General features: G+C 53.8%; 14 protein-coding genes, 3 tRNA genes and 1 pseudogene. 10 read left to right on the top strand and 8 right to left on the bottom strand.

Features of this window, described 5'->3' with window-relative positions; translation table 11 throughout:
• The first annotated feature begins 139 nt into the window (after positions 1–139).
• The 3 genes from BMZ81_RS04625 (at position 140) to BMZ81_RS04615 (ending at position 521) form a co-directional block, all read left to right on the top strand.
• A tRNA-Leu gene (locus BMZ81_RS04625) sits at positions 140–226 on the top strand.
• A 22-nt stretch (positions 227–248) separates the two neighbouring features.
• A tRNA-Leu gene (locus BMZ81_RS04620) sits at positions 249–336 on the top strand.
• Positions 337–433: 97 nt separating this feature from the next.
• Positions 434–521, top strand: a tRNA-Leu gene (locus BMZ81_RS04615).
• 119 nt (positions 522–640) lie between these two features.
• Here the strand turns inward: BMZ81_RS04615 and BMZ81_RS04610 are convergent.
• Complete coding sequence (locus tag BMZ81_RS04610) at positions 641–2,647, bottom strand: thioredoxin domain-containing protein (protein ID WP_091129195.1); 2,007 nt, start codon at positions 2,645–2,647, stop codon at positions 641–643.
• A 15-nt stretch (positions 2,648–2,662) separates the two neighbouring features.
• Positions 2,663–3,789: pseudogene (locus BMZ81_RS04605) on the bottom strand (zinc-dependent alcohol dehydrogenase).
• Between the two features lie 669 nt (positions 3,790–4,458).
• Between BMZ81_RS04605 and BMZ81_RS04600 the strand changes: the two are divergent.
• Complete coding sequence (locus tag BMZ81_RS04600; RefSeq protein ID WP_091129192.1) at positions 4,459–4,746, top strand: PleD family two-component system response regulator; 288 nt, start codon at positions 4,459–4,461, stop codon at positions 4,744–4,746.
• Positions 4,746–5,714 (top strand): EAL domain-containing protein, encoded by a 969-nt coding sequence (locus BMZ81_RS04595; RefSeq protein ID WP_091129189.1) that lies wholly within the window; start codon positions 4,746–4,748, stop codon positions 5,712–5,714. Before BMZ81_RS04600 ends, BMZ81_RS04595 begins: the two co-directional genes overlap by 1 nt.
• On the opposite strand, the gene BMZ81_RS04590 is transcribed toward BMZ81_RS04595, so the two are convergent.
• The gene (locus BMZ81_RS04590; RefSeq protein ID WP_091129187.1) at positions 5,636–7,027 is read right to left on the bottom strand and encodes a Na+/H+ antiporter NhaC family protein; all 1,392 of its coding nucleotides are present in this window, start codon (positions 7,025–7,027) and stop codon (positions 5,636–5,638) included. The genes BMZ81_RS04595 and BMZ81_RS04590 overlap by 79 nt on opposite strands.
• 104 nt (positions 7,028–7,131) lie before the next feature.
• Here BMZ81_RS04590 and BMZ81_RS04585 point away from each other — a divergent pair, with 104 nt between their 5' ends.
• From BMZ81_RS04585 to BMZ81_RS14005, 4 genes are all read left to right on the top strand, one after another.
• On the top strand, positions 7,132–7,962 hold the full coding sequence (locus BMZ81_RS04585; protein WP_091129185.1) for a mechanosensitive ion channel family protein: 831 nt from the start codon (positions 7,132–7,134) through the stop codon (positions 7,960–7,962).
• 339 nt (positions 7,963–8,301) lie between these two features.
• The gene (locus BMZ81_RS04580; protein WP_091129183.1) at positions 8,302–9,588 is read left to right on the top strand and encodes an O-acetylhomoserine aminocarboxypropyltransferase/cysteine synthase family protein; all 1,287 of its coding nucleotides are present in this window, start codon (positions 8,302–8,304) and stop codon (positions 9,586–9,588) included.
• A 1-nt stretch (position 9,589) separates the two neighbouring features.
• Positions 9,590–10,531, top strand: a complete 942-nt coding sequence (gene metA / locus BMZ81_RS04575; protein WP_091129180.1) for a homoserine O-acetyltransferase MetA — start codon at positions 9,590–9,592, stop codon at positions 10,529–10,531.
• A gap of 18 nt (positions 10,532–10,549) precedes the next feature.
• Positions 10,550–10,723, top strand: a complete 174-nt coding sequence (locus BMZ81_RS14005; RefSeq protein ID WP_177187200.1) for a DUF4177 domain-containing protein — start codon at positions 10,550–10,552, stop codon at positions 10,721–10,723.
• Positions 10,724–10,790: 67 nt separating this feature from the next.
• Here the strand turns inward: BMZ81_RS14005 and udp are convergent, their stop codons facing one another.
• Positions 10,791–11,564, bottom strand: coding sequence for a uridine phosphorylase (gene udp / locus BMZ81_RS04570; protein WP_091129179.1), 774 nt, complete (start codon positions 11,562–11,564; stop codon positions 10,791–10,793).
• Positions 11,565–11,788: 224 nt separating this feature from the next.
• Here udp and BMZ81_RS04565 point away from each other — a divergent pair, with 224 nt between their 5' ends.
• Positions 11,789–12,682: an XAC2610-related protein gene (locus BMZ81_RS04565; protein WP_091129176.1), complete on the top strand. Its 894-nt coding sequence runs from the start codon at positions 11,789–11,791 to the stop codon at positions 12,680–12,682.
• A gap of 241 nt (positions 12,683–12,923) precedes the next feature.
• On the opposite strand, the gene BMZ81_RS04560 is transcribed toward BMZ81_RS04565, so the two are convergent.
• The 4 genes from BMZ81_RS04560 to BMZ81_RS04545 form a co-directional block, all read right to left on the bottom strand.
• Positions 12,924–15,317, bottom strand: a complete 2,394-nt coding sequence (locus tag BMZ81_RS04560; protein WP_091129173.1) for an endonuclease MutS2 — start codon at positions 15,315–15,317, stop codon at positions 12,924–12,926.
• Between the two features lie 41 nt (positions 15,318–15,358).
• Positions 15,359–15,820, bottom strand: coding sequence for a hypothetical protein (locus BMZ81_RS04555; protein ID WP_091129170.1), 462 nt, complete (start codon positions 15,818–15,820; stop codon positions 15,359–15,361).
• A gap of 43 nt (positions 15,821–15,863) precedes the next feature.
• Positions 15,864–16,652: a DNA repair protein RecO gene (gene recO / locus BMZ81_RS04550; protein ID WP_091129168.1), complete on the bottom strand. Its 789-nt coding sequence runs from the start codon at positions 16,650–16,652 to the stop codon at positions 15,864–15,866.
• Positions 16,653–16,862: 210 nt separating this feature from the next.
• A complete protein-coding gene (locus tag BMZ81_RS04545; protein WP_091129166.1) occupies positions 16,863–17,210 on the bottom strand; it encodes a hypothetical protein in 348 nt (115 codons plus the stop codon).
• Positions 17,211–17,386: the final 176 nt, after the last annotated feature.

The following is a 17,386-nucleotide window of genomic DNA, read 5'->3' as shown; positions in this document are numbered from 1 at the left end:
AGTCGGGTACACTGTCCGAGCCGTATATAAGTCCAGTGTTTGAAAGGAAATTTTTTCGGGAAAACAGAAAAATGCTGTTGACATCTGTGCCGGTTCTGGCTATAATAATCAAGCAGTCTTTTCTAGGGAATACGCATTTGCGGCTGTGCTGGAACTGGTAGACAGGCCAGCTTGAGGTGCTGGTGTCCGAATCGACGTGTGGGTTCAAATCCCGTCAGCCGCACCATTTCCCTGCCCAATCCAAATATGCGCGAGTGGTGGAATTGGCAGACTCGCTAGATTCAGGTTCTAGTGTCCATTACGGACGTGCGGGTTCAAGTCCCGCCTCGCGCACCATCCCAGAAGACGGATCCCGTCGCAGGCGGCGGGATCCATTTTTCGGGATTTTACTTTGTCCTTATTTTTGTGAAGCGTTTTAACTGCATATAGACGTGCGCGAGTGGTGGAATTGGCAGACTCGCTAGATTCAGGTTCTAGTGTCCATTACGGACGTGCGGGTTCAAGTCCCGCCTCGCGCACCAAGAACAGGGTCGTCGTATTGACGACCCTGTTCTTTTTTCTCCGTTTTTCTTTGATTATCTTGCAAATATACTTCGAATCAGTAAACCACTTGAGACCGCCCGGGTAATTTGGGACGGTCTCAATTTGCATTTACACCCAAAGGTAGCTTTTCAAAATCATCGACTGGTGCACGGCAGGTGCCGTTTTCGCAAAGATAATAAAGTACGGCTTGCGCCGGCAGAGGATAATTCAGGGTAAAGGGGGCGATTTCGGCAAGAAGTGATTCGTTTTCTTCCGATTTGAAGATTACGCTGATATCGTCCGCCGGGTTCTTTCGAAAGTATTCCGTTAATTCCTCAGGTGGTTTTTCCCCCGCACAGACCAGTTCCCGATGCGGGTACAGAGAATCCGCAACTGCAAGCATGGAAAACGAGTATCCGGCGGGATAATCGCGGATCTGACCGGAAATAAAGCGAAGTTGCCTGTCTGATCGTTCCTGCCACAGCATATCTCCCGTCAAGGAGGCAATGTGCCCTAGAACCACGGCAGCGACAGAATTCCCCGAAGGGATTGCGCCATCGTACAGCTCCTTCGGGCGTGCGATGAGTCTTTCTGCGTCACGGGCGCCAAGAAAATACCCGCCGTTTGTTTCGTCTTCAAACAGGTCGGTCATTTGCCCTGCGCGAAGTATCGCCTGTTTTAGATAATTTGCGTCTAAGGTTGTGCGATATAGTTCTAAAAGTGCCAGCGCATAAACCGCGTAATCGTCCAGCTGTCCTGCGTGTGCGGCCTCGCCGTCCCGAAATCTGTGGAACAGCCGGTTGTGTTCGTCGGTCATACTTTCTTCAATAAAACGCTGCGCTGCCGACGCTGCCGACGAATAGCGATCGTCGTGAAGGATTGAACCCGCTCGGGCAAGCGCGATGATCGTCCATGCGTTCCATGAAAGCAGAATCTTATCGTCCTTGTGAAGCGCAACCCTCTGTTTTCGGTATTCATAGAGCATTTCAAACTCCGGGGAGCCCATCCGCCAGCCTTCCGCTTTCTGCCCAATCCTGTTCGGAATGCTTTTTTCTTCAAAGTTGCCTCTATCAGTGATTCCGTACAGGCGGCAGAATTCCGCGCCCTTTTCTTGTCCCAAAACACTTTCGATTTCATTCGGCGCAAGGGTATAATATTTTCCCTCCTCACCGTCGCTGTCGGCGTCCTGTCCGCAGTAAAAGCCGCCCTCCGGATCCGTCAATTCACGCAGGATGTAGTCTCCCGTTCGCCGTGCAACTTCCGCATAGCATTCCTTCTTTGTGATCTGATATGCCTCCAGATAGGCAGGGATCAAAAGCGCGTTGTCGTAGAGCATCTTCTCAAAGTGCGGAATCAGCCATTTTTCATCGGTCGAATAGCGGGAAAAACCACCGCCGATATGATCGAAAATCCCCCCTTTTGCCATGGCGTCAAGGGTTTTCTCCACCATTCGCAGGGCGTTTGATTTTTTCTCACACCTATAATATCGGAGTAAAAACAAAAGATTGTGGGGCGTCGGAAACTTCGGAGCATCTCCGAACCCGCCAAAGTCGGGATCAAAGTTTTTCCGGAGAAACTCATATGCCTCGGTTAGCATTGATTTCTCAGGATCAATAGAATCGTACTTTTTGTTCTTTAAGAGTACCTCTGTGATCTGATTTCCGGCGTCTATGAGCCTTTCGCGGTCGTGGTCCCAAAGAGATTTCGCCTGTTTTAATAGCTCGGTCAATCCCGGCTGTCCGCGCCGACCTTTCTTCGGGAAATAGGTTCCTGCGAAAAACGGCTTCTGCTCCGGCGTCATCAGAATTGTTAGCGGCCATCCACCGGAGCCGGTGAGCGCCTGACAGACGTCCATATATACGGCGTCGATATCGGGGCGTTCTTCACGGTCCACCTTGATACAGATAAAATCTTTCAGGATTTCTGCAATCTCAGTATCTTCAAAGGATTCGTGCGCCATCACATGACACCAGTGGCAAGTGGAGTAGCCGATACTGAGGAAGACAGGCTTGTCTTCATGCCCTGCGGCTTCAAACGCCTCTGCACTCCACGGATACCAGTCCACGGGATTGTCCTTGTGCTGGAGCAAATACGGAGATTTTTCGTTTTGTAATCTGTTTGCCATATATTCCTCTTCTGTTTATGGTTTTAAAACAACTTTGATACAGCCGTCCTCTTTATTGTCAAAAATTGAATAGCCGTGAACGCCGTCTTCAAGTTTCAGCGTATGGGTAATAATATCGGTGGCATCGAATTTTCTTTCTTTGATGAGTTCCAGTATCGGCTGCACATAATTTTGAGCCGGACATTGACCCATTTTCAGCGTGACGTTGCGCGTCCAGAAGTTTCCCAGGGGAAATGTGTTGTACCGTCCTCCGTATACGCCAACCATCGACACTGTTCCGCATTTGCGCACCGCCTCCGATACGATCTCAATTGCAGATTTTGACCCTGCCTGCAATTTCATCGCCGCTTCCACTTTCTCCAATACAGACATTTTTCCGTCCATTCCCACGCAGTCAATCGCCACATCCGCGCCGCCGTGAGTCAGTTCCTTGATCTCAAGCCCGGTATTATTGTAGTCTTCGAAGTTCATGATTTCCGCACCGTAACTTGCCGCATGCTTCAGACGATAGTTCACACTGTCTACGGCGATTACCCGCTTGGCCCCCAAAAAGATGCACCATTTGATCGTTAACAGTCCTACCGGCCCGCACCCGAGTACGACCACCGTATCACCGGATTTTACACCGCTGATCTCCACGCCCCAACGGGAGGTGGGAAGAATATCGGTCAGGAACAAAACCTGCTCGTCGGTCAGTTCCTCCGGTACGACAACAGGGCCGACGTTCGCATATGGTACCCGCATATATTCCGCCTGCCCGCCGGCATATCCGCCGTATGCATCGGAATAACCGAACAGCCCGCCCGCTTCTCCGTTTGGATTGGAGTTGTCGCATTGACTGTATTGCCCATGATCACAGTAGTAGCAGTGTCCGCATGCTACCGGGAATGGCACAATCACACGGTCGCCTTTTTTCACTTGGTGACCTCTTTACCGACTTCCTCTACGATTCCCATTGTTTCATGGCCGAGAATATATCCGGGCTTCAAAGCCGTAACTCTGCCGTGAATCAAATGGAGATCTGAACCGCAGATCGCGGTTGAAGTTACCTTTACGATTATATCATCCTCGTTTTGAATGATCGGATCCGCTACTTTTTTCATGCGGACATCCTTTACGCCTTCATATACAAGTGCTTTCATGTTTTATTTCCTTTCAGCATATTGCTCAGAAGATTGATCCTCCCGGATTCCCTTGAAAACAGGCTGATGCAGACCGCCCAATGCTGTTTTCGCCACGAAAGTTTTCGTGAACCGTTTCTATGCGCAGTCGGTTCAAGTGAATAACGCTGCCCTGCGCCGCTATGTACAGTCCCAGTGGAATATGCACCATTCCAAAGAAAATCGCCCCTCTGTGTGATACCGCCATCAAATACCTTGCCTTTTATATACGGTATAGTATAGCTAGCAGGCCTAGCCTTATTCGCTTCTTCCCGTGCTTTGCGAAATTTGCCTCCGCCAGACTCCCGGATATGGAGCGTGGGAAAACACCCATGCCCTTGCGGTTCGCCCGCCTGTGGGGAAAAAATGAAGGATTTTCAACCCCAATCGCTACACTTGTTTTGGGTATAGAAAAAGGGCAGCTGTCTAAAAAACAGTCACGAAAAGGATATATACAAGATAAATTGCTGTTCGAATGCCTCCAAACCGTTGATATTAATGGGTTCTTCAAAAAGTTCTGTATCGCCTCGCGCACCAAAACAAAAGGACACGACTATGTCGTGTCCTTTTGTTTTGGACTCCGACAGCAAAGCTGTCTCCGTTCCGAAAGGAATACATCTCTTTCATTCTATTAGATATCACAAGCCCGTTATGGGCGGCTATACATTCTTTTCCTTTGCGAAAAACGATCCCGCCTTATCCACAATTTCCATTATTGTAACCACTCAGAGCGACAGCGATGCCGACGAAGTGACCGCGCTGTCCCATTGTGTGGAGGACTTTGTCACCAGGCCTTATAAAGCAGAGATACCTCTGAACCGGGTATCCAGTATCAGCCGGTTTCACGAAACGGCCGCCATGATCAATCAGTTTCAATATGCCCGTTTGACACGGCTTTACAGTAAGGCGTTTTTTACCAGAAGGCCAGGGATCTGCTAGTGCATCATCCGGATCGGGACTATGACATCATTTGTTCTGATGTAGAAAATTTCAAGCTCATCAACAATGTGCTCGGAAAAAAGGCTGAGGATGACCTGCTTTTTGAAATCGCCATCTGCTGCCGTACCTATACCAGGCCGGATGGCCTATGCGGGAGGCTGGATTCGGATCGCTTTGTGTGTCTTGTTGAGCGTGGGAGAACATATACCAACGAGATCTTTATTGATCAGGGAAAACGGAGCAGTATTCTCTCCAACAACAAGATCGCCGATATCAAATGGGGCCTTTATCCCATTGACGAGCGGTATTTCCCCATGGATCAGATGTGCGACCGTGCTATGCTGGCAGTGCAGAGCATCAAAGCAAAATATGGGTGTTATTTTGCAATCTATGACAACAGCCTCCCAAAGCAGCTTCACTTGGAGAGCACGGAAAGCGTGTATGCAGAGAATCCTCAGCAGCCAATCCAAGCAGTCAGCTGCCTGCGCGAACTCGGCTTTATTATTGAAATGGATGACTTCGGCAGCGGCCATTCTTCTTTGAATATGCTCAATCAGATGCCCATTGATATTCTGATGAAATTCATTCAAAGTGAGACAGCAAAACCACTTGAGCAAGGCATCCTACAGTTTATCGTGAACCTGGCCCGCTGGATGCACGTGAGCATGGTGGCCGAGGGTGTTGAAACTCGGGAACAGCTGGACCGGCTGATGGAAGTAGACTGCAACTATGTGCAGGGTATTATTTTCCCCACCCCATGCCAGCGGAGGATTTTGAAAAGTTTTTGGAAAAAGAAAAGCTGCACGGCAAATGGCCAGGAAACCTTTCCGCTGTTTTACTTTTCTGTCAGAGTCCTATACAAAATCAGCGGTTCCCTCTCTGTTTTCCATTACAGTATCTTATTCTCTGCCACAGCAGACCTTGCGGCACCGTGCTCCCAATCCCACGGGTCCTTCCGGCAGAGATGATCCGCATACGGGATAAAAATGGACAGAATTCCGAATGCCGCCAAAATCCAGCAGTACCACATGTAGGGAATGATCTCCACAGAATTGATGGTAATGCCGCTTTCCGTAGTCAGGCTGGCTGCCAGCAAAAGTTGCGCGCCATAGGGGATAATTCCCTGAAAAACGCAGGAGAACACGTCCAGCAGGGATGCTGTCCGCCGTGGATCCACCCGGTACTCCCAGCTTACATCCTTGGCCACATTTCCGCTGACGATAATGGCCACTGTATTATTAGCTGTGGCGCAGTCTGCCAAGGACACCAGCGCCGCAATGCCAACCTGGGCGGACTTGTTGCCCCGCATCCCCTTTCTCAGTTTTTCCACCAACCAGGCAATGCCCCCATTGTGGGCAATCAACTCTGACATACCGCCGCAGAACAGGGACAGGAAAAACACCTCGTTCATACTGGTAAAGCCAGTCCAGATGGCCTGTGCAAATCCGAAAATTGTAAGTCCTCCCGTCAGTAAGCCGATGGCACCGGAGGAAAAAATGCCAATCAGCAATACCAAAAACACATTCATTCCGGCAATGGCCAGCACCAGAACTGCCAGGTACGGCAGCACCTTCACAAAATCGACGGGCAGATCCCGTATGGGAACTGCGCTGTCGGGCCGGCCAAACGCCAGCAGCAGTACCAGGGTAACCACCGCAGCTGGCAGCGCAATCAAAAAATTCACCCGGAATTTGTCCCGCATTTCACAGCCCTGGGTGCGGGTAGCTGCGATGGTAGTATCTGAAATCATGGAGAGGTTGTCCCCAAACATGGCCCCGCCCACGCAGGCTCCCAGAAACAGCGACAGGCTCAGCCCGCCTTTTTCTGCCACTCCAACCGCAATGGGGACAATGGCCCCAATGGTCCCCATGGAGGTGCCGGTTGCAGTTCCCATCGCAGCGGCGATAACAAATACGCCAGCCGCCAGGAAGCGAACCGGTATTACAGAAAGGCCCAGATTCACCGTGGCATCTTGCCCACCCATTGCAGAAGCCACGCTGGAAAACGCCCCCGCCAAAACATAAATCATCAGCATGGTCAGGACATTTTCATTGGCCGCACCGCGGGCAAAAATGGAGAATTTCTCCTGCAGGCTTTCTTTCCCAATGCAAAACGCCGCCAGGACAGCAATAAACATCGCCGTCACCGGGGGGAACTGATAAAAGGCCATGCTCTGTCCCCTTATCTGCAAGTAAATACCTGCCCCCAGATAAATCGCAACAAAAATCAAAAATGGAATCAGGGCTGTTCCCCTGCCGTTCCGGTTTGCACGCTGCTCCATGGATGAATTCCTCCTCAATCTCCTATTTCTCGTTTCGGCGTTGACTTTTTTGTGTTCTTCCGCTATGATGCCTTTGTCACTTTTGGAAAGGATGGTTTTTTAGCATGGGTTCTTTTTCTGATCTCTTAAACGTATCTCTCGGTTCCTTAACCGTCGGAAGGGTCTTGTCCGCTGTGGTAACGCTGCTGGTGTGCTTGCTGGTGATTCGTCTGCTGGTAAAGCTGACAGGCCGGCTGCTGGCAAAATCCAAACTGGATGCCAGGGTGCAGAAGTACCTCATCTCCGGGGTCAAGCTCCTCCTGTATATTGTCACGGTGGTCATTGTAGCTGAAAGCCTGGACATCCATATGACCTCTCTGGTAGCGCTTTTGTCGGTAGGCTCCCTTGGAATTACCCTGGCGGCTGAGGACATCCTTGGCAACGTAGCCGGAGGGCTCGTCATTCTCTCCTCTCATCCATTCTCCATCGGGGATTTTGTGGAGGCCGGCGGCACCAGCGGCACAGTGGAGGAAATCTCCCTGAATCACACCAAACTGATAACACCTGACGGTCTTCTGGTGATGCTTCCAAACAAAGAGCTGGCCAGTTCCAAAATGACGAACTACACTGTTTTGGGGCGGCGGAGAGTGACGCAAAAAGTCACCGCCTCCTATGATGCGCCAACGGAAGCCGTAAAAGCCGCCTGCCAAGAAGGCCTGTCCCAAACTCCCAACGTTTTGGCAGATCCTGCGCCCAGCGTATACCTGACCAACTACGGCACCAGTTCTATCGAGTACACCGTCTATTGTTGGGCCACGCCGGAGGAGTACTGGAATGTATACTTTGCGCTGGGTGAACACCTCCGGGATGCATTTGCTGCTCATCATGTGGAGATGACCTACGATCATCTGAATGTTCATATTATAGAGGATGCCACAGAAAAAATCCACAGTTGACAAATGAGCACCGCTTCCTTATAATAGCTTTCAAAGCAATGACGGAGAGGAACGGAGACAGGCGCTTTCAGAGAGCCGGCGGATGGTGCAAGCCGGCAGCAAGGGTTTCCAGGTTCTATGGCTCCTGAGCCGGAGATTCGAGGGCAGCAGTGCCGTTAGGGTCTCCCGCGTATGCCGCGTTAGCGCAGCGGGGTTGTTGGACCCTATGAGTGGCGGACAGTTTTGGAACTGCCGCAATTTGAGTGGTACCGCGGAAGCAGATGACGGCTTTCGTCTCAAAGAATGATCTTTGGGACGAAAGCCTTTTTTCGTCCCCAAAACCGAAAGGAGCAACCAATTATGAGCAACTACCGTATCGAGACCAAATGCGTGCAGGGCGGGTATACCCCCGGCAACGGCGAGCCCCGCCAGATCCCCATCGTTCAGTCCACCACATTTAAATACGACACCAGTGAGGATATGGGCAGGCTTTTCGATCTGGAGGCCAGCGGCTATTTTTACACCCGTCTTCAGAACCCCACCAACGACTATGTGGCGGCAAAAATCTGCGAGTTAGAGGGCGGCACGGCGGCTATGCTGACCTCCTCCGGCCAGGCAGCCAACTTCTTCGCCCTGTTCAACATCGCCTCCTGCGGCGATCACATCGTGGCCTCCTCCAGTATTTACGGCGGCACGTTCAATCTGATTTCCGTCACCATGGCAAAGATGGGCGTGGAGACTACCTTTGTGGCCCCGGACTGCACCGCAGAGGAATTGAACGCCGCTTTCCGCCCCAACACTAAGGCCGTGTTCGGCGAGACGATTGCCAACCCCGCCCTGACGGTGCTGGACATTGAAAAGTTCGCCCAGGCCGCTCATGCTCACGGCGTTCCTCTGATTGTGGACAACACTTTTGCCACACCTGTCAATTGCCGCCCCTTTGAGTGGGGGGCTGATATCGTCACCCACTCCACCACCAAGTACATGGATGGTCATGGCGTGGCCGTGGGCGGCGCCATTGTGGATGCCGGCAAGTTTGACTGGATGGCCCATGCAGAGAAATTCCCCGGCCTCTGCACTCCAGATGATAGCTATCACGGTATCACTTATGCCGAGAAGTTCGGCAAGGAGGGCGCCTTTATCACCAAATGTACTGCCCAGCTGATGAGGGATTTCGGCTCCATTCAGTCCCCGCAAAACGCCTTTTATCTGAATCTGGGGCTGGAGAGCCTTCATGTCCGCATGGCCCGTCACTGTGAAAACGGCCAGGCAGTGGCAGAATTCCTGGCCGGCCATCCCCAAGTGGCCCACGTAAGCTACTGCGGCCTGCCCGGGGACAAATACTACGCGGTGGCACAGAAGTATCTGCCCCACGGCTCCTGCGGCGTGGTAAGCTTTGAATTGAAGGGCGGCCGGGCTGCTGCCGAGGTCTTTATGAAGCATCTGAAGCTGGCGGCCATTGAAACTCATGTGGCCGATGCCCGCACCTGCTGCCTGAATCCCGCCACCTCCACCCACCGGCAAATGACCGACGCGCAGCTGGCAGAGGCGGGGATTCCCGCCGGGCTCATCCGTATGAGCTGTGGTCTGGAAAGCCGTGAAGACCTGATTGCCGACATTGCCCAGGCACTGGAGCAGGTGAAGTGACATGCCCATCAAGATTCCAAACCAGCTGCCTGCCACCGAAACACTGACACAGGAAAACATCTTTGTCATGACGGAGACCCGGGCCATTACCCAGGATATCCGCCCGCTGCAAATCCTGCTTTTGAATCTGATGCCCACCAAGGTAGACACGGAAACACAGCTGGCCCGGGTCCTGGGCAACACCCCGCTGCAGATCGACCTGGAGCTGATTGCCCCCACGGGACATGTGTCGAAAAACACCTCCCAAGAGCATATGCTGGCCTTTTATAAGACCTTTGACGAAGTACGGGAGCGGACATTTGACGGGATGGTCATTACCGGTGCCCCGGTGGAACAGATGCCCTTTGAAGAAGTGGATTACTGGCCGGAATTGTGTGAAATTATGGAATGGAGCAAATACCATGTCCACTCCACCCTGCATATCTGTTGGGGTGCCCAGGCCGGACTGTACTACCACTACGGAATCCCAAAGCGGCAGTTGGAGCAAAAGCTCTTCGGCGTTTTCCTGCACACAGTGGAAGATCCCAACTTCATCCTCTTCCGGGGGTTTGATGATCAATTCTGGGTCCCCCACTCCCGAAATACCACCGTTCTCCGGGAGGATATCGACGCCGTGCCGGATCTGAAGGTACTGGCCGCCTCACCAGAAGCTGGCGTCTACGCCGTGAAGACCGACCAGGGACGCCAGATTTTCCTAATGGGTCATGCGGAGTATGACCGTAATACGCTGAAAAAAGAATATCTCCGTGATGTGGCCGCTGGAGTCGACATCCAACTGCCTGCAAACTATTTTCCAAACGATGATCCCAGCTTGGATCCCATTGTCAATTGGCGCTCCTGTGCCCATCTGCTGTATGGAAACTGGCTGAACTATTTTGTTTATCAGACAACACCTTATAACATCGGCGGCATCCGCAGCGGTGAGCGGACAGACCAGCAGTGAACCAGAAAAGGAGTTTCTATGACGCAGTATGAGTATAAAGTCGTGCGGCAAAAAATGAAGCTTGGATTTGATTATGATAAGAAGCTGGATGAACTGGAAGCTGAGTGGAACCAGCTCGGCGCAGAGGGCTGGAAATTCTGCACCGCAGCTTCGGATGTGCTGATTTTTATGCGGGAGCGGGAAGCCCATTGAGCGCCTGTTCCGGGAAATGGTGCAAAATGCTGGGAGGGGGATACCCCCTCCCAGCCCGTTTATTACCTCAGCGGCCCTGCTTTCGGTCCTCTTCGATTAAAAGCTTCAATCCTTCCACTGCTACGCGGACAGAGGCCGTTGTATCCTCGCTCATTTTCTGGTCCAGGCCCGCGGCCTCCCGCTCCTGATTCCACACCACATGGAAGCAGCTGCCGCAGCGGCAGCCCAGTGCTGCCGCCACCACGAACAGGGCCGCGGATTCCATCTCACTGGCCTTGACACCCAGGCGCTTCCAGCTCTCCCACTTCTGTTTCAGCTCATAGTAGACAGGGGAGGCATCCGGGCTGTGCTGGCCGTAAAAGCTGTCCTTGCATTGGACAATTCCGGTGTGAAGCGGCAGATCCAGCTTCCTTGTGGCCCGGGCCAAGCAGTCCGTGATCTCAAAATCCGCTACAGCGGGGAATTCGATGGGTGCATATTCCATGCTGGTGTGCTCAAAGCGGATGGCACCCGTGGCCACCACAATATCTCCGGACTGAACCTCCAGGGCAATACCGCCGCAGGTGCCGGTGCGGATAAAGGTGTCTGTGCCGCACTTATGAAGTTCCTCCATGGCAATGGAGGCAGAGGGACCGCCAATGCCGGTGGAGCAGACGGACACCTTCTCCCCCAGCAGCGTACCGGTATAGGTGGTGAACTCCCGGTTTTGGGCCACCATACGGGCATTGTCAAACAGTGCCGCAATGGCAGGCACCCGCCCCGGGTCGCCGGGCAGAATACAGTAGCGGCCCACGTCGCCGGGGGCGCAGTCAATGTGATATTGTTTCGGAAGCTCGTGCATACCGGTCACCTCAATTTCAGATTTTTCTTTTAGTATAGCAGACAGCTGCTGTCTTTGTAAAGTTCAGCCTCTTTCATTGGTTGTTACCGGCTTGTCCTCTTCTGTCACCTTTTTGTAATGTATCTGTTTTCCCATTGCGTTAGAATGACAATGTCGTGGCGCCGCACACAGAATTCAGTCGTTCTGTTGATGGCAGAGACCTGCGGAAGGTTTAGGGAGGGCTTATGAAATACACTCATCTTTTTCCGTTGCTCCTGTCCCTGTTCATTCTGTCCGGATGTGGAAGCACCCGGCCCGGCGGCAGTTTCCCCACCGATGCAGCCCCCGCGGAAGCGGATGGGGCGCCGGTTGTCTCTGGCGAAGGAAATCCCTCCTCCCATCCGGCTATCCCAAAGGAGGGCCTTCCTGAACTTCCGGAAGGTGCTGTGGCGGAGGGCACCACCGTGGAATACATCCGTGACCTGCCCGCCGTCGTAGACAATGGGCGGGAATTGACCCTGCGTCTCCACTGCCGGGCGGTAGCCAGTAGCTACGGCACCTGGAACTATGGCGTGGGGCGCATAGATGTGCTGGAGGGAGAAGAACTGCTGCAGACGCTTTCCGTCCGGGACGCCGTGGTAGCAGCAGAGATTCAGGAATGGCAGCAGATGGCTGCGTTGGGAGACCCTTATTATCAGGAAAAGCTGGAGAGCGGAGAATTGCCGGAAGCGGTCGACGATGATGCATGGACTGCCTGCTTTGAAGAACTGTATCTTCCTGAAATCATGGATCTGAATTTTGATGGTGCTGACGACATTCGTCTGATGGAGCTTCTTGGCACCGTCAACGGGCGGTATCTCCACTGGCTCTGGGACCAAAGGACACAGCAGTTTGTCTACGCCTTTTGCCTGGTGGGCTATGACTTTCAAATTGACACCGCCGCTCGCCAGCTGGTTTCAGAGAGTCGGAACGGTTACGGAATCTACGATACGGATTATTACCAGTACGATGCCGACGGCGTTTTGCAGCGTGTCAAAAACGTTGAGCTTTCGCCGTCAGACTCAGAAGGCGCCGCAGAAGGAGACTTTGTTACCACTGTCCACGAATGGGTGGACGGGGTTTGGACTGAAACAGAATAAAGCGGAACACAAAGATGAAACGCTTGGCGCAACGCTGCCAAGCGTTTCATTTTTGAGTGCATAGATTTTAAAAAGACTCCATTGGGAGTCAAACCGTTAGCAGGCGATGACTTCAGCATCTCTACCATGATACCGGTCCGCTATTCCCAGGCCCCCACATTTTGCCGGCTCAAGCAGGTAATGCCCGGCTAAGCCATTCCGGCAAAACATTTGTACGCTACTTTCGCAGCGGCAGCTCGGGCTATTTCAGCGTCACCACAGTGACACCGCTCTCGCCCTCGCCGTAAACTCCCAGGCGGAATTCCTTCACCGCCTTATTCCGCCGCAAAATGGCGTGAACAGCCTTCCGCAACGCACCGGTGCCCTTTCCGTGAATAATGGTCACCGTCTCCAGCCGGCCCATTACTGCGGCAGAGAGAAAGTTTTCCACCACGCTCTCGGCCTCCAGTGTCTCCAGTCCCCGGATGTCCAACTCGCGGGAGGCGGATGCCCGCAGCGCCCGGTCGGCTCCCGGGTGAACCGTGACAGCAGGTGCTTTCTTTTTCGCCGCCCGCTCATCGTCTTCAATCAACCGCACCTCATTGGCTTTTGCCTTCATCTTCAAAACGCCGGCCTTCATCTGCAGCGTACCGTCCTTCCCCACAGAAACCACCTCCGCAGGGGTACGGACGCCGGGAAACTCCACCAAGTCGCCCTTTCGAATGGGGCGGCTGGGCTTTGGAATGGGCTCCTGTCTGATGTCCCGCTTGGAAACGGCATCCTCCGCCTCATTCAGTTGGCGGTACAAATTAGCCCGGGCCTCATTGGCGTTCTCTATCCGCTCTGCCTTGGCCTGCTGCCTGCGCATCTCAGCCAGCTCCGCCATCACCTGATCTGCGGCGGCGCGGGTGTCCCGCAGGATGCGCTTGGCCTCCGTCTCGCCGCGGCTGCGGGCGTTTTCCTTAGCCCGCTCCATCTGTTCCCGAAACTCCCGTGCCTTGCGGGCGTCCTCTTCCCGCTGTTGGAAGAGACGGTCTATCTCCATCTGCCGCTTCTCCAGTGCCTGCCGCTTGGCCTCCAGCTGGGTAAGGACATCTTCAAACCGGACAGATTCTCCGCTCATCTGTTCCTTGGCCGTTTCAATCACATCGTCCGGCAGTCCCAGCCGCTTGGAAATGGCAAAGGCGTTGGACTTTCCGGGAATGCCAATCAGCAGGCGGTAGGTCGGGGCCAGTGTCTCCACATCAAACTCGCAGGAGGCATTTTCCACGCCTGCCGCAGTCATGGCGAAGGTCTTCAGCTCTGCATAATGGGTGGTGGCGGCAATCCGCGCCCCTGCCCTGCGGGCATGCTGAATGACGGCAATGGCCAGCGCCGCGCCCTCCACCGGGTCTGTACCGGCTCCCAGCTCGTCAAACAAAATCAGGCTGTGACGGTCGGCTTCCGCCAAAATGTGCACAATATTAACCATATGTGCCGAAAAAGTGGACAAGCTTTGTTCAATGCTCTGCTCATCGCCAATGTCTGCCAACACATGGGCATAGACGGAAATCTGGCTGCGGTCCGCCACCGGAATGTGAAGACCACACTGGGTCATCAGCGTCAAAAGGCCCAAGGTCTTCAAGCTGACGGTTTTGCCGCCCGTGTTGGGACCGGTGATGACCAGGGTGTCAAAGGTGTCTCCCAATTCAATGTCAATGGGCACCGCCTTTTTGGGATCCAGCAGCGGATGGCGGGCTCTGCGGAGGTGGATGGCCCCATCCCTTCGAATCTCCGGCCGGACGCCATCCATTTGATAGCTGAGCTGCCCCCTGGCAAAAATCACATCCAAATGCACCAGCGTGTCATAGTCCCATTGAATATCCTCCCGGTGGGCGGCCGTCTCAGCGGAGAGCTCCGCCAGAATGCGCTCAATCTCCTTCTGCTCCTTGGCCTGCAGCTCAATGAACTCATTATTGGCCTGTACGACTCCCATAGGTTCCACAAACAGCGTGGCGCCGGTGGAGGAGATATCGTGTACCAGGCCCGGCATGTCGCCCTTGTGCTCCGCCTTTACCGGCACCACAAAGCGGCCGTCCCGCTGGGTAATCAGCGCCTCCTGCAGGATTTTGGAGTAGCTGGGGGAGGAGATGATCTTCTGCAGAATCTGGCGGCTCTTTGCCTGGGCAGCACGCATATGGCGGCGAATATCCGCCAATTCTGTGCTGGCGGTGTCCGCTACCGTATCCTCATCCGGAAGGCATCGCTTGATTGTTTCCTCCAGAAAGCGGTTTCCGTGGAGGGAGAGAAACAAGTGATCGATGGCCGTCTTTTCATTGGCATCATCATTGAAATATTCCCGTGCCCGCCGGGCGGCAGTGAGTAAATCCGCAACTGTCAAAAGCTCCCGATTGTTTAAGGTGCCGCCCCGGTCCGCCCGGTCCAGTGTCTCCGCCACCGGCTTCACACCGGAAAAGGATGGGCTGCCATGCAGTCCGATCATCTGGCGGGCTGCATCGGTTTGATCCAGCAGGCGCAGAACCTCCTCTGTCTCCGTTTCTGGCCGGAGGCAGAGGCAGCGCTGCTTTCCCTCGGCGCTGACGGCCTGGTCGGAAAGCAGCTGCAGCACCCGGGGAAGCTCCAGGGTACGGATGGATTTATCAAATAGTTCGCTCATGATTTCTTCTCCTGTTCAGAGATTTGCTTGCCAGGTCTTGTTCAATAAGGGTTCGGCTCCTTCAGAACCCAAGGCAAGCGGTGGTTAAACTCCATTTGAAAGCAGGGACGTGGAAAGTCATCTGGTAGCAGGTCGCAGCCAGTCTTAAAACCCACGGAAAAATTCTCATCCAGTTCATACCAGCCCGCCGGGAACGCCTCATAGTTCCCCGGCATGGAGGCACCCGCCAGAATGGTTCCGCAGATGTGATACCACCCCCCGCCCACAAGGCTGTCCGGCGTGCCGGTGTAATAGCAGGTCTCCCCTGGCTTCTCCGGGTCCAGCCCCATGGCATCAAAGAAATCCCGTACTGTCTGGGGAATACTCTTCACAGCCTGGAGAAAATTCCGGCATCCGGCACAGCCGCAGGTGACCCACGGCAGCGGGTGGGCCTCATAATACGTCCGGGTGGTCTTTACATCCACCTGCAAGCGATACGGCCCAAGAGTGAATTCCGTCAGCATTCGTTCCTCCTTGTATAATTTTTTCTCCATTATACAAATTGTATCAGGATTTCCCAGATTTCAGCGGTATTTCCACAGGCTCAAGGCTCTTATAAAAGTCCAATGTCCGGAAGCCCCGCTCCAGCTGGGCAGCCAAAAAGGCCTCCGCCGCTCCGGACAGACGACGCTGTGCCTCCGGTCCCAGCGTAAAGGAATACAGTCGCTTGGGGTTTCCATATACAATATGCCGTGCCGCCGCCAGCGAATCCTCACAAAGCGGCATAGACAGGGCACTCTCTTTCGTGCCGCAGTGACTGCAGCGAAGTACGCCCTGCACCACGTCCAGCAGCGGATGCTCCGGATCGGACAGGCCGCAGTAAGCGCAACTGTCCAGCAGCGGCTCATACCCCGCCAGGGACAACAGCTTGAGCTCAAAGGCCGCCTTTACCAAAGCAGGTGGCTTATGCAAGGTTCCCAATGCGTACAGGCCGTTTAAAAGGTGACTCAGCAGTTCCTGCGAGGCAGTGTCCTCCGTGGTGACGGCCTCTGTCAGTTCCGCAAAGTAAAACCCCAGGGCCATGGCGTCCAGGTCTTCGCGCAGTCCGTTGAACAGCTCCAGGCTGGCTCCCTCATTGACATAATACCAATCGCCTTTTTGGTAGAGCGCCCACTCGGAATAGGCCAGAGACTGGGCGCAGGCGGTATACTTGCAGCTCTTTCGCCGGGCCCCCCGGGCAATCACGGAAATTTTTCCCCGCTCCCCGGTCAGAAGGGTCAAAATTTTGTCGGCCTCTTTCGTCTCCGTCTCCCGAAGGACAATGCCCTTTGTCACGATGTACGGCATCCCTGCCATGGCGTCACCTCTTATGTACGGGGGAAGTTCCCCCGGCATTTACGCAATCGAGTCGGCATCCTGCCGCTCCTCTGTCCAGCGGTACAGCACATAGGCCAGCGGTGCTCCGGTTTGGGCAAACAAATTCCACAGGTTCTCAGATTCCATCGGCAGACCTCCTTGATGGAAATAGTCTGCGGAGAAAGTCGAATTTGATAACTGGAAATGTTTTTAACTGCTGTGTTTTTCTGCATCCAGCACTTGCAAAAAAGCCACAAACACCGTCACATAGCAGGGCACCAGCAGCAGAAAAACCGCCACATTTTGAGCGGTAAAGCTCCTACTCCACCAAGCCTCGCCATATTCTGCCGCATAGCGGAGAAGCACGCCGAGCATCACCGTCAGTGCACTTCCCCCCAGCACCTTCCACAGCCTTTGGTGCCGGTTCGCTCTGTCAATCAAAACTGCACACAGGCCAAATCCAATGGCGGACTGGGGCAGGCTCTCACACAGCGGAAAGCTGCCGTATGCAATCAGCGTGGTATAAATTCCCAAAAGAAGGTATCCCCATGTTTTCATTGCTCATCCGCCTCTCTCCGAAGCCCTGCGCATCATTCACGTTGTCCCGCCAGTTTGCCCCACAAACCCCATGTAGGGTCCCTTTTCATCTGAATGACCGGACAAAGTCCGACCATTCCATAGTTTTGCTCCGCAAAATGCTTGTACGCCGCCCTCGCGGTGGCTCGCTTTGCTCG

Origin of the sequence: Oscillibacter sp. PC13 (genome assembly GCF_900115635.1) — a bacterium.
Classification (GTDB): Bacteria; Bacillota; Clostridia; order Oscillospirales; family Oscillospiraceae; genus Oscillibacter.
This window is presented reverse-complemented; position numbering and strand designations above follow the sequence as displayed.

What these genes read in the sequence shown, in the direction of transcription:
- BMZ81_RS04610 (WP_091129195.1), bottom strand. Translation starts at nt 2,647, where the DNA reads ATGGCAAACAGATTACAAAACGAAAAATCTCCGTATTTGCTCCAGCAC.
- BMZ81_RS04555 (WP_091129170.1), bottom strand. Translation starts at nt 15,820, where the DNA reads ATGCTGACGGAATTCACTCTTGGGCCGTATCGCTTGCAGGTGGATGTA.
- BMZ81_RS04580 (WP_091129183.1), top strand. Translation starts at nt 8,302, where the DNA reads ATGAGCAACTACCGTATCGAGACCAAATGCGTGCAGGGCGGGTATACC.
- BMZ81_RS14005 (WP_177187200.1), top strand. Translation starts at nt 10,550, where the DNA reads ATGACGCAGTATGAGTATAAAGTCGTGCGGCAAAAAATGAAGCTTGGA.
- BMZ81_RS04600 (WP_091129192.1), top strand. Translation starts at nt 4,459, where the DNA reads ATGGGCGGCTATACATTCTTTTCCTTTGCGAAAAACGATCCCGCCTTA.
- BMZ81_RS04585 (WP_091129185.1), top strand. Translation starts at nt 7,132, where the DNA reads ATGGGTTCTTTTTCTGATCTCTTAAACGTATCTCTCGGTTCCTTAACC.
- metA (WP_091129180.1), top strand. Translation starts at nt 9,590, where the DNA reads ATGCCCATCAAGATTCCAAACCAGCTGCCTGCCACCGAAACACTGACA.
- BMZ81_RS04565 (WP_091129176.1), top strand. Translation starts at nt 11,789, where the DNA reads ATGAAATACACTCATCTTTTTCCGTTGCTCCTGTCCCTGTTCATTCTG.
- BMZ81_RS04545 (WP_091129166.1), bottom strand. Translation starts at nt 17,210, where the DNA reads ATGAAAACATGGGGATACCTTCTTTTGGGAATTTATACCACGCTGATT.
- recO (WP_091129168.1), bottom strand. Translation starts at nt 16,652, where the DNA reads ATGGCAGGGATGCCGTACATCGTGACAAAGGGCATTGTCCTTCGGGAG.
- BMZ81_RS04560 (WP_091129173.1), bottom strand. Translation starts at nt 15,317, where the DNA reads ATGAGCGAACTATTTGATAAATCCATCCGTACCCTGGAGCTTCCCCGG.
- udp (WP_091129179.1), bottom strand. Translation starts at nt 11,564, where the DNA reads ATGCACGAGCTTCCGAAACAATATCACATTGACTGCGCCCCCGGCGAC.
- BMZ81_RS04590 (WP_091129187.1), bottom strand. Translation starts at nt 7,027, where the DNA reads ATGGAGCAGCGTGCAAACCGGAACGGCAGGGGAACAGCCCTGATTCCA.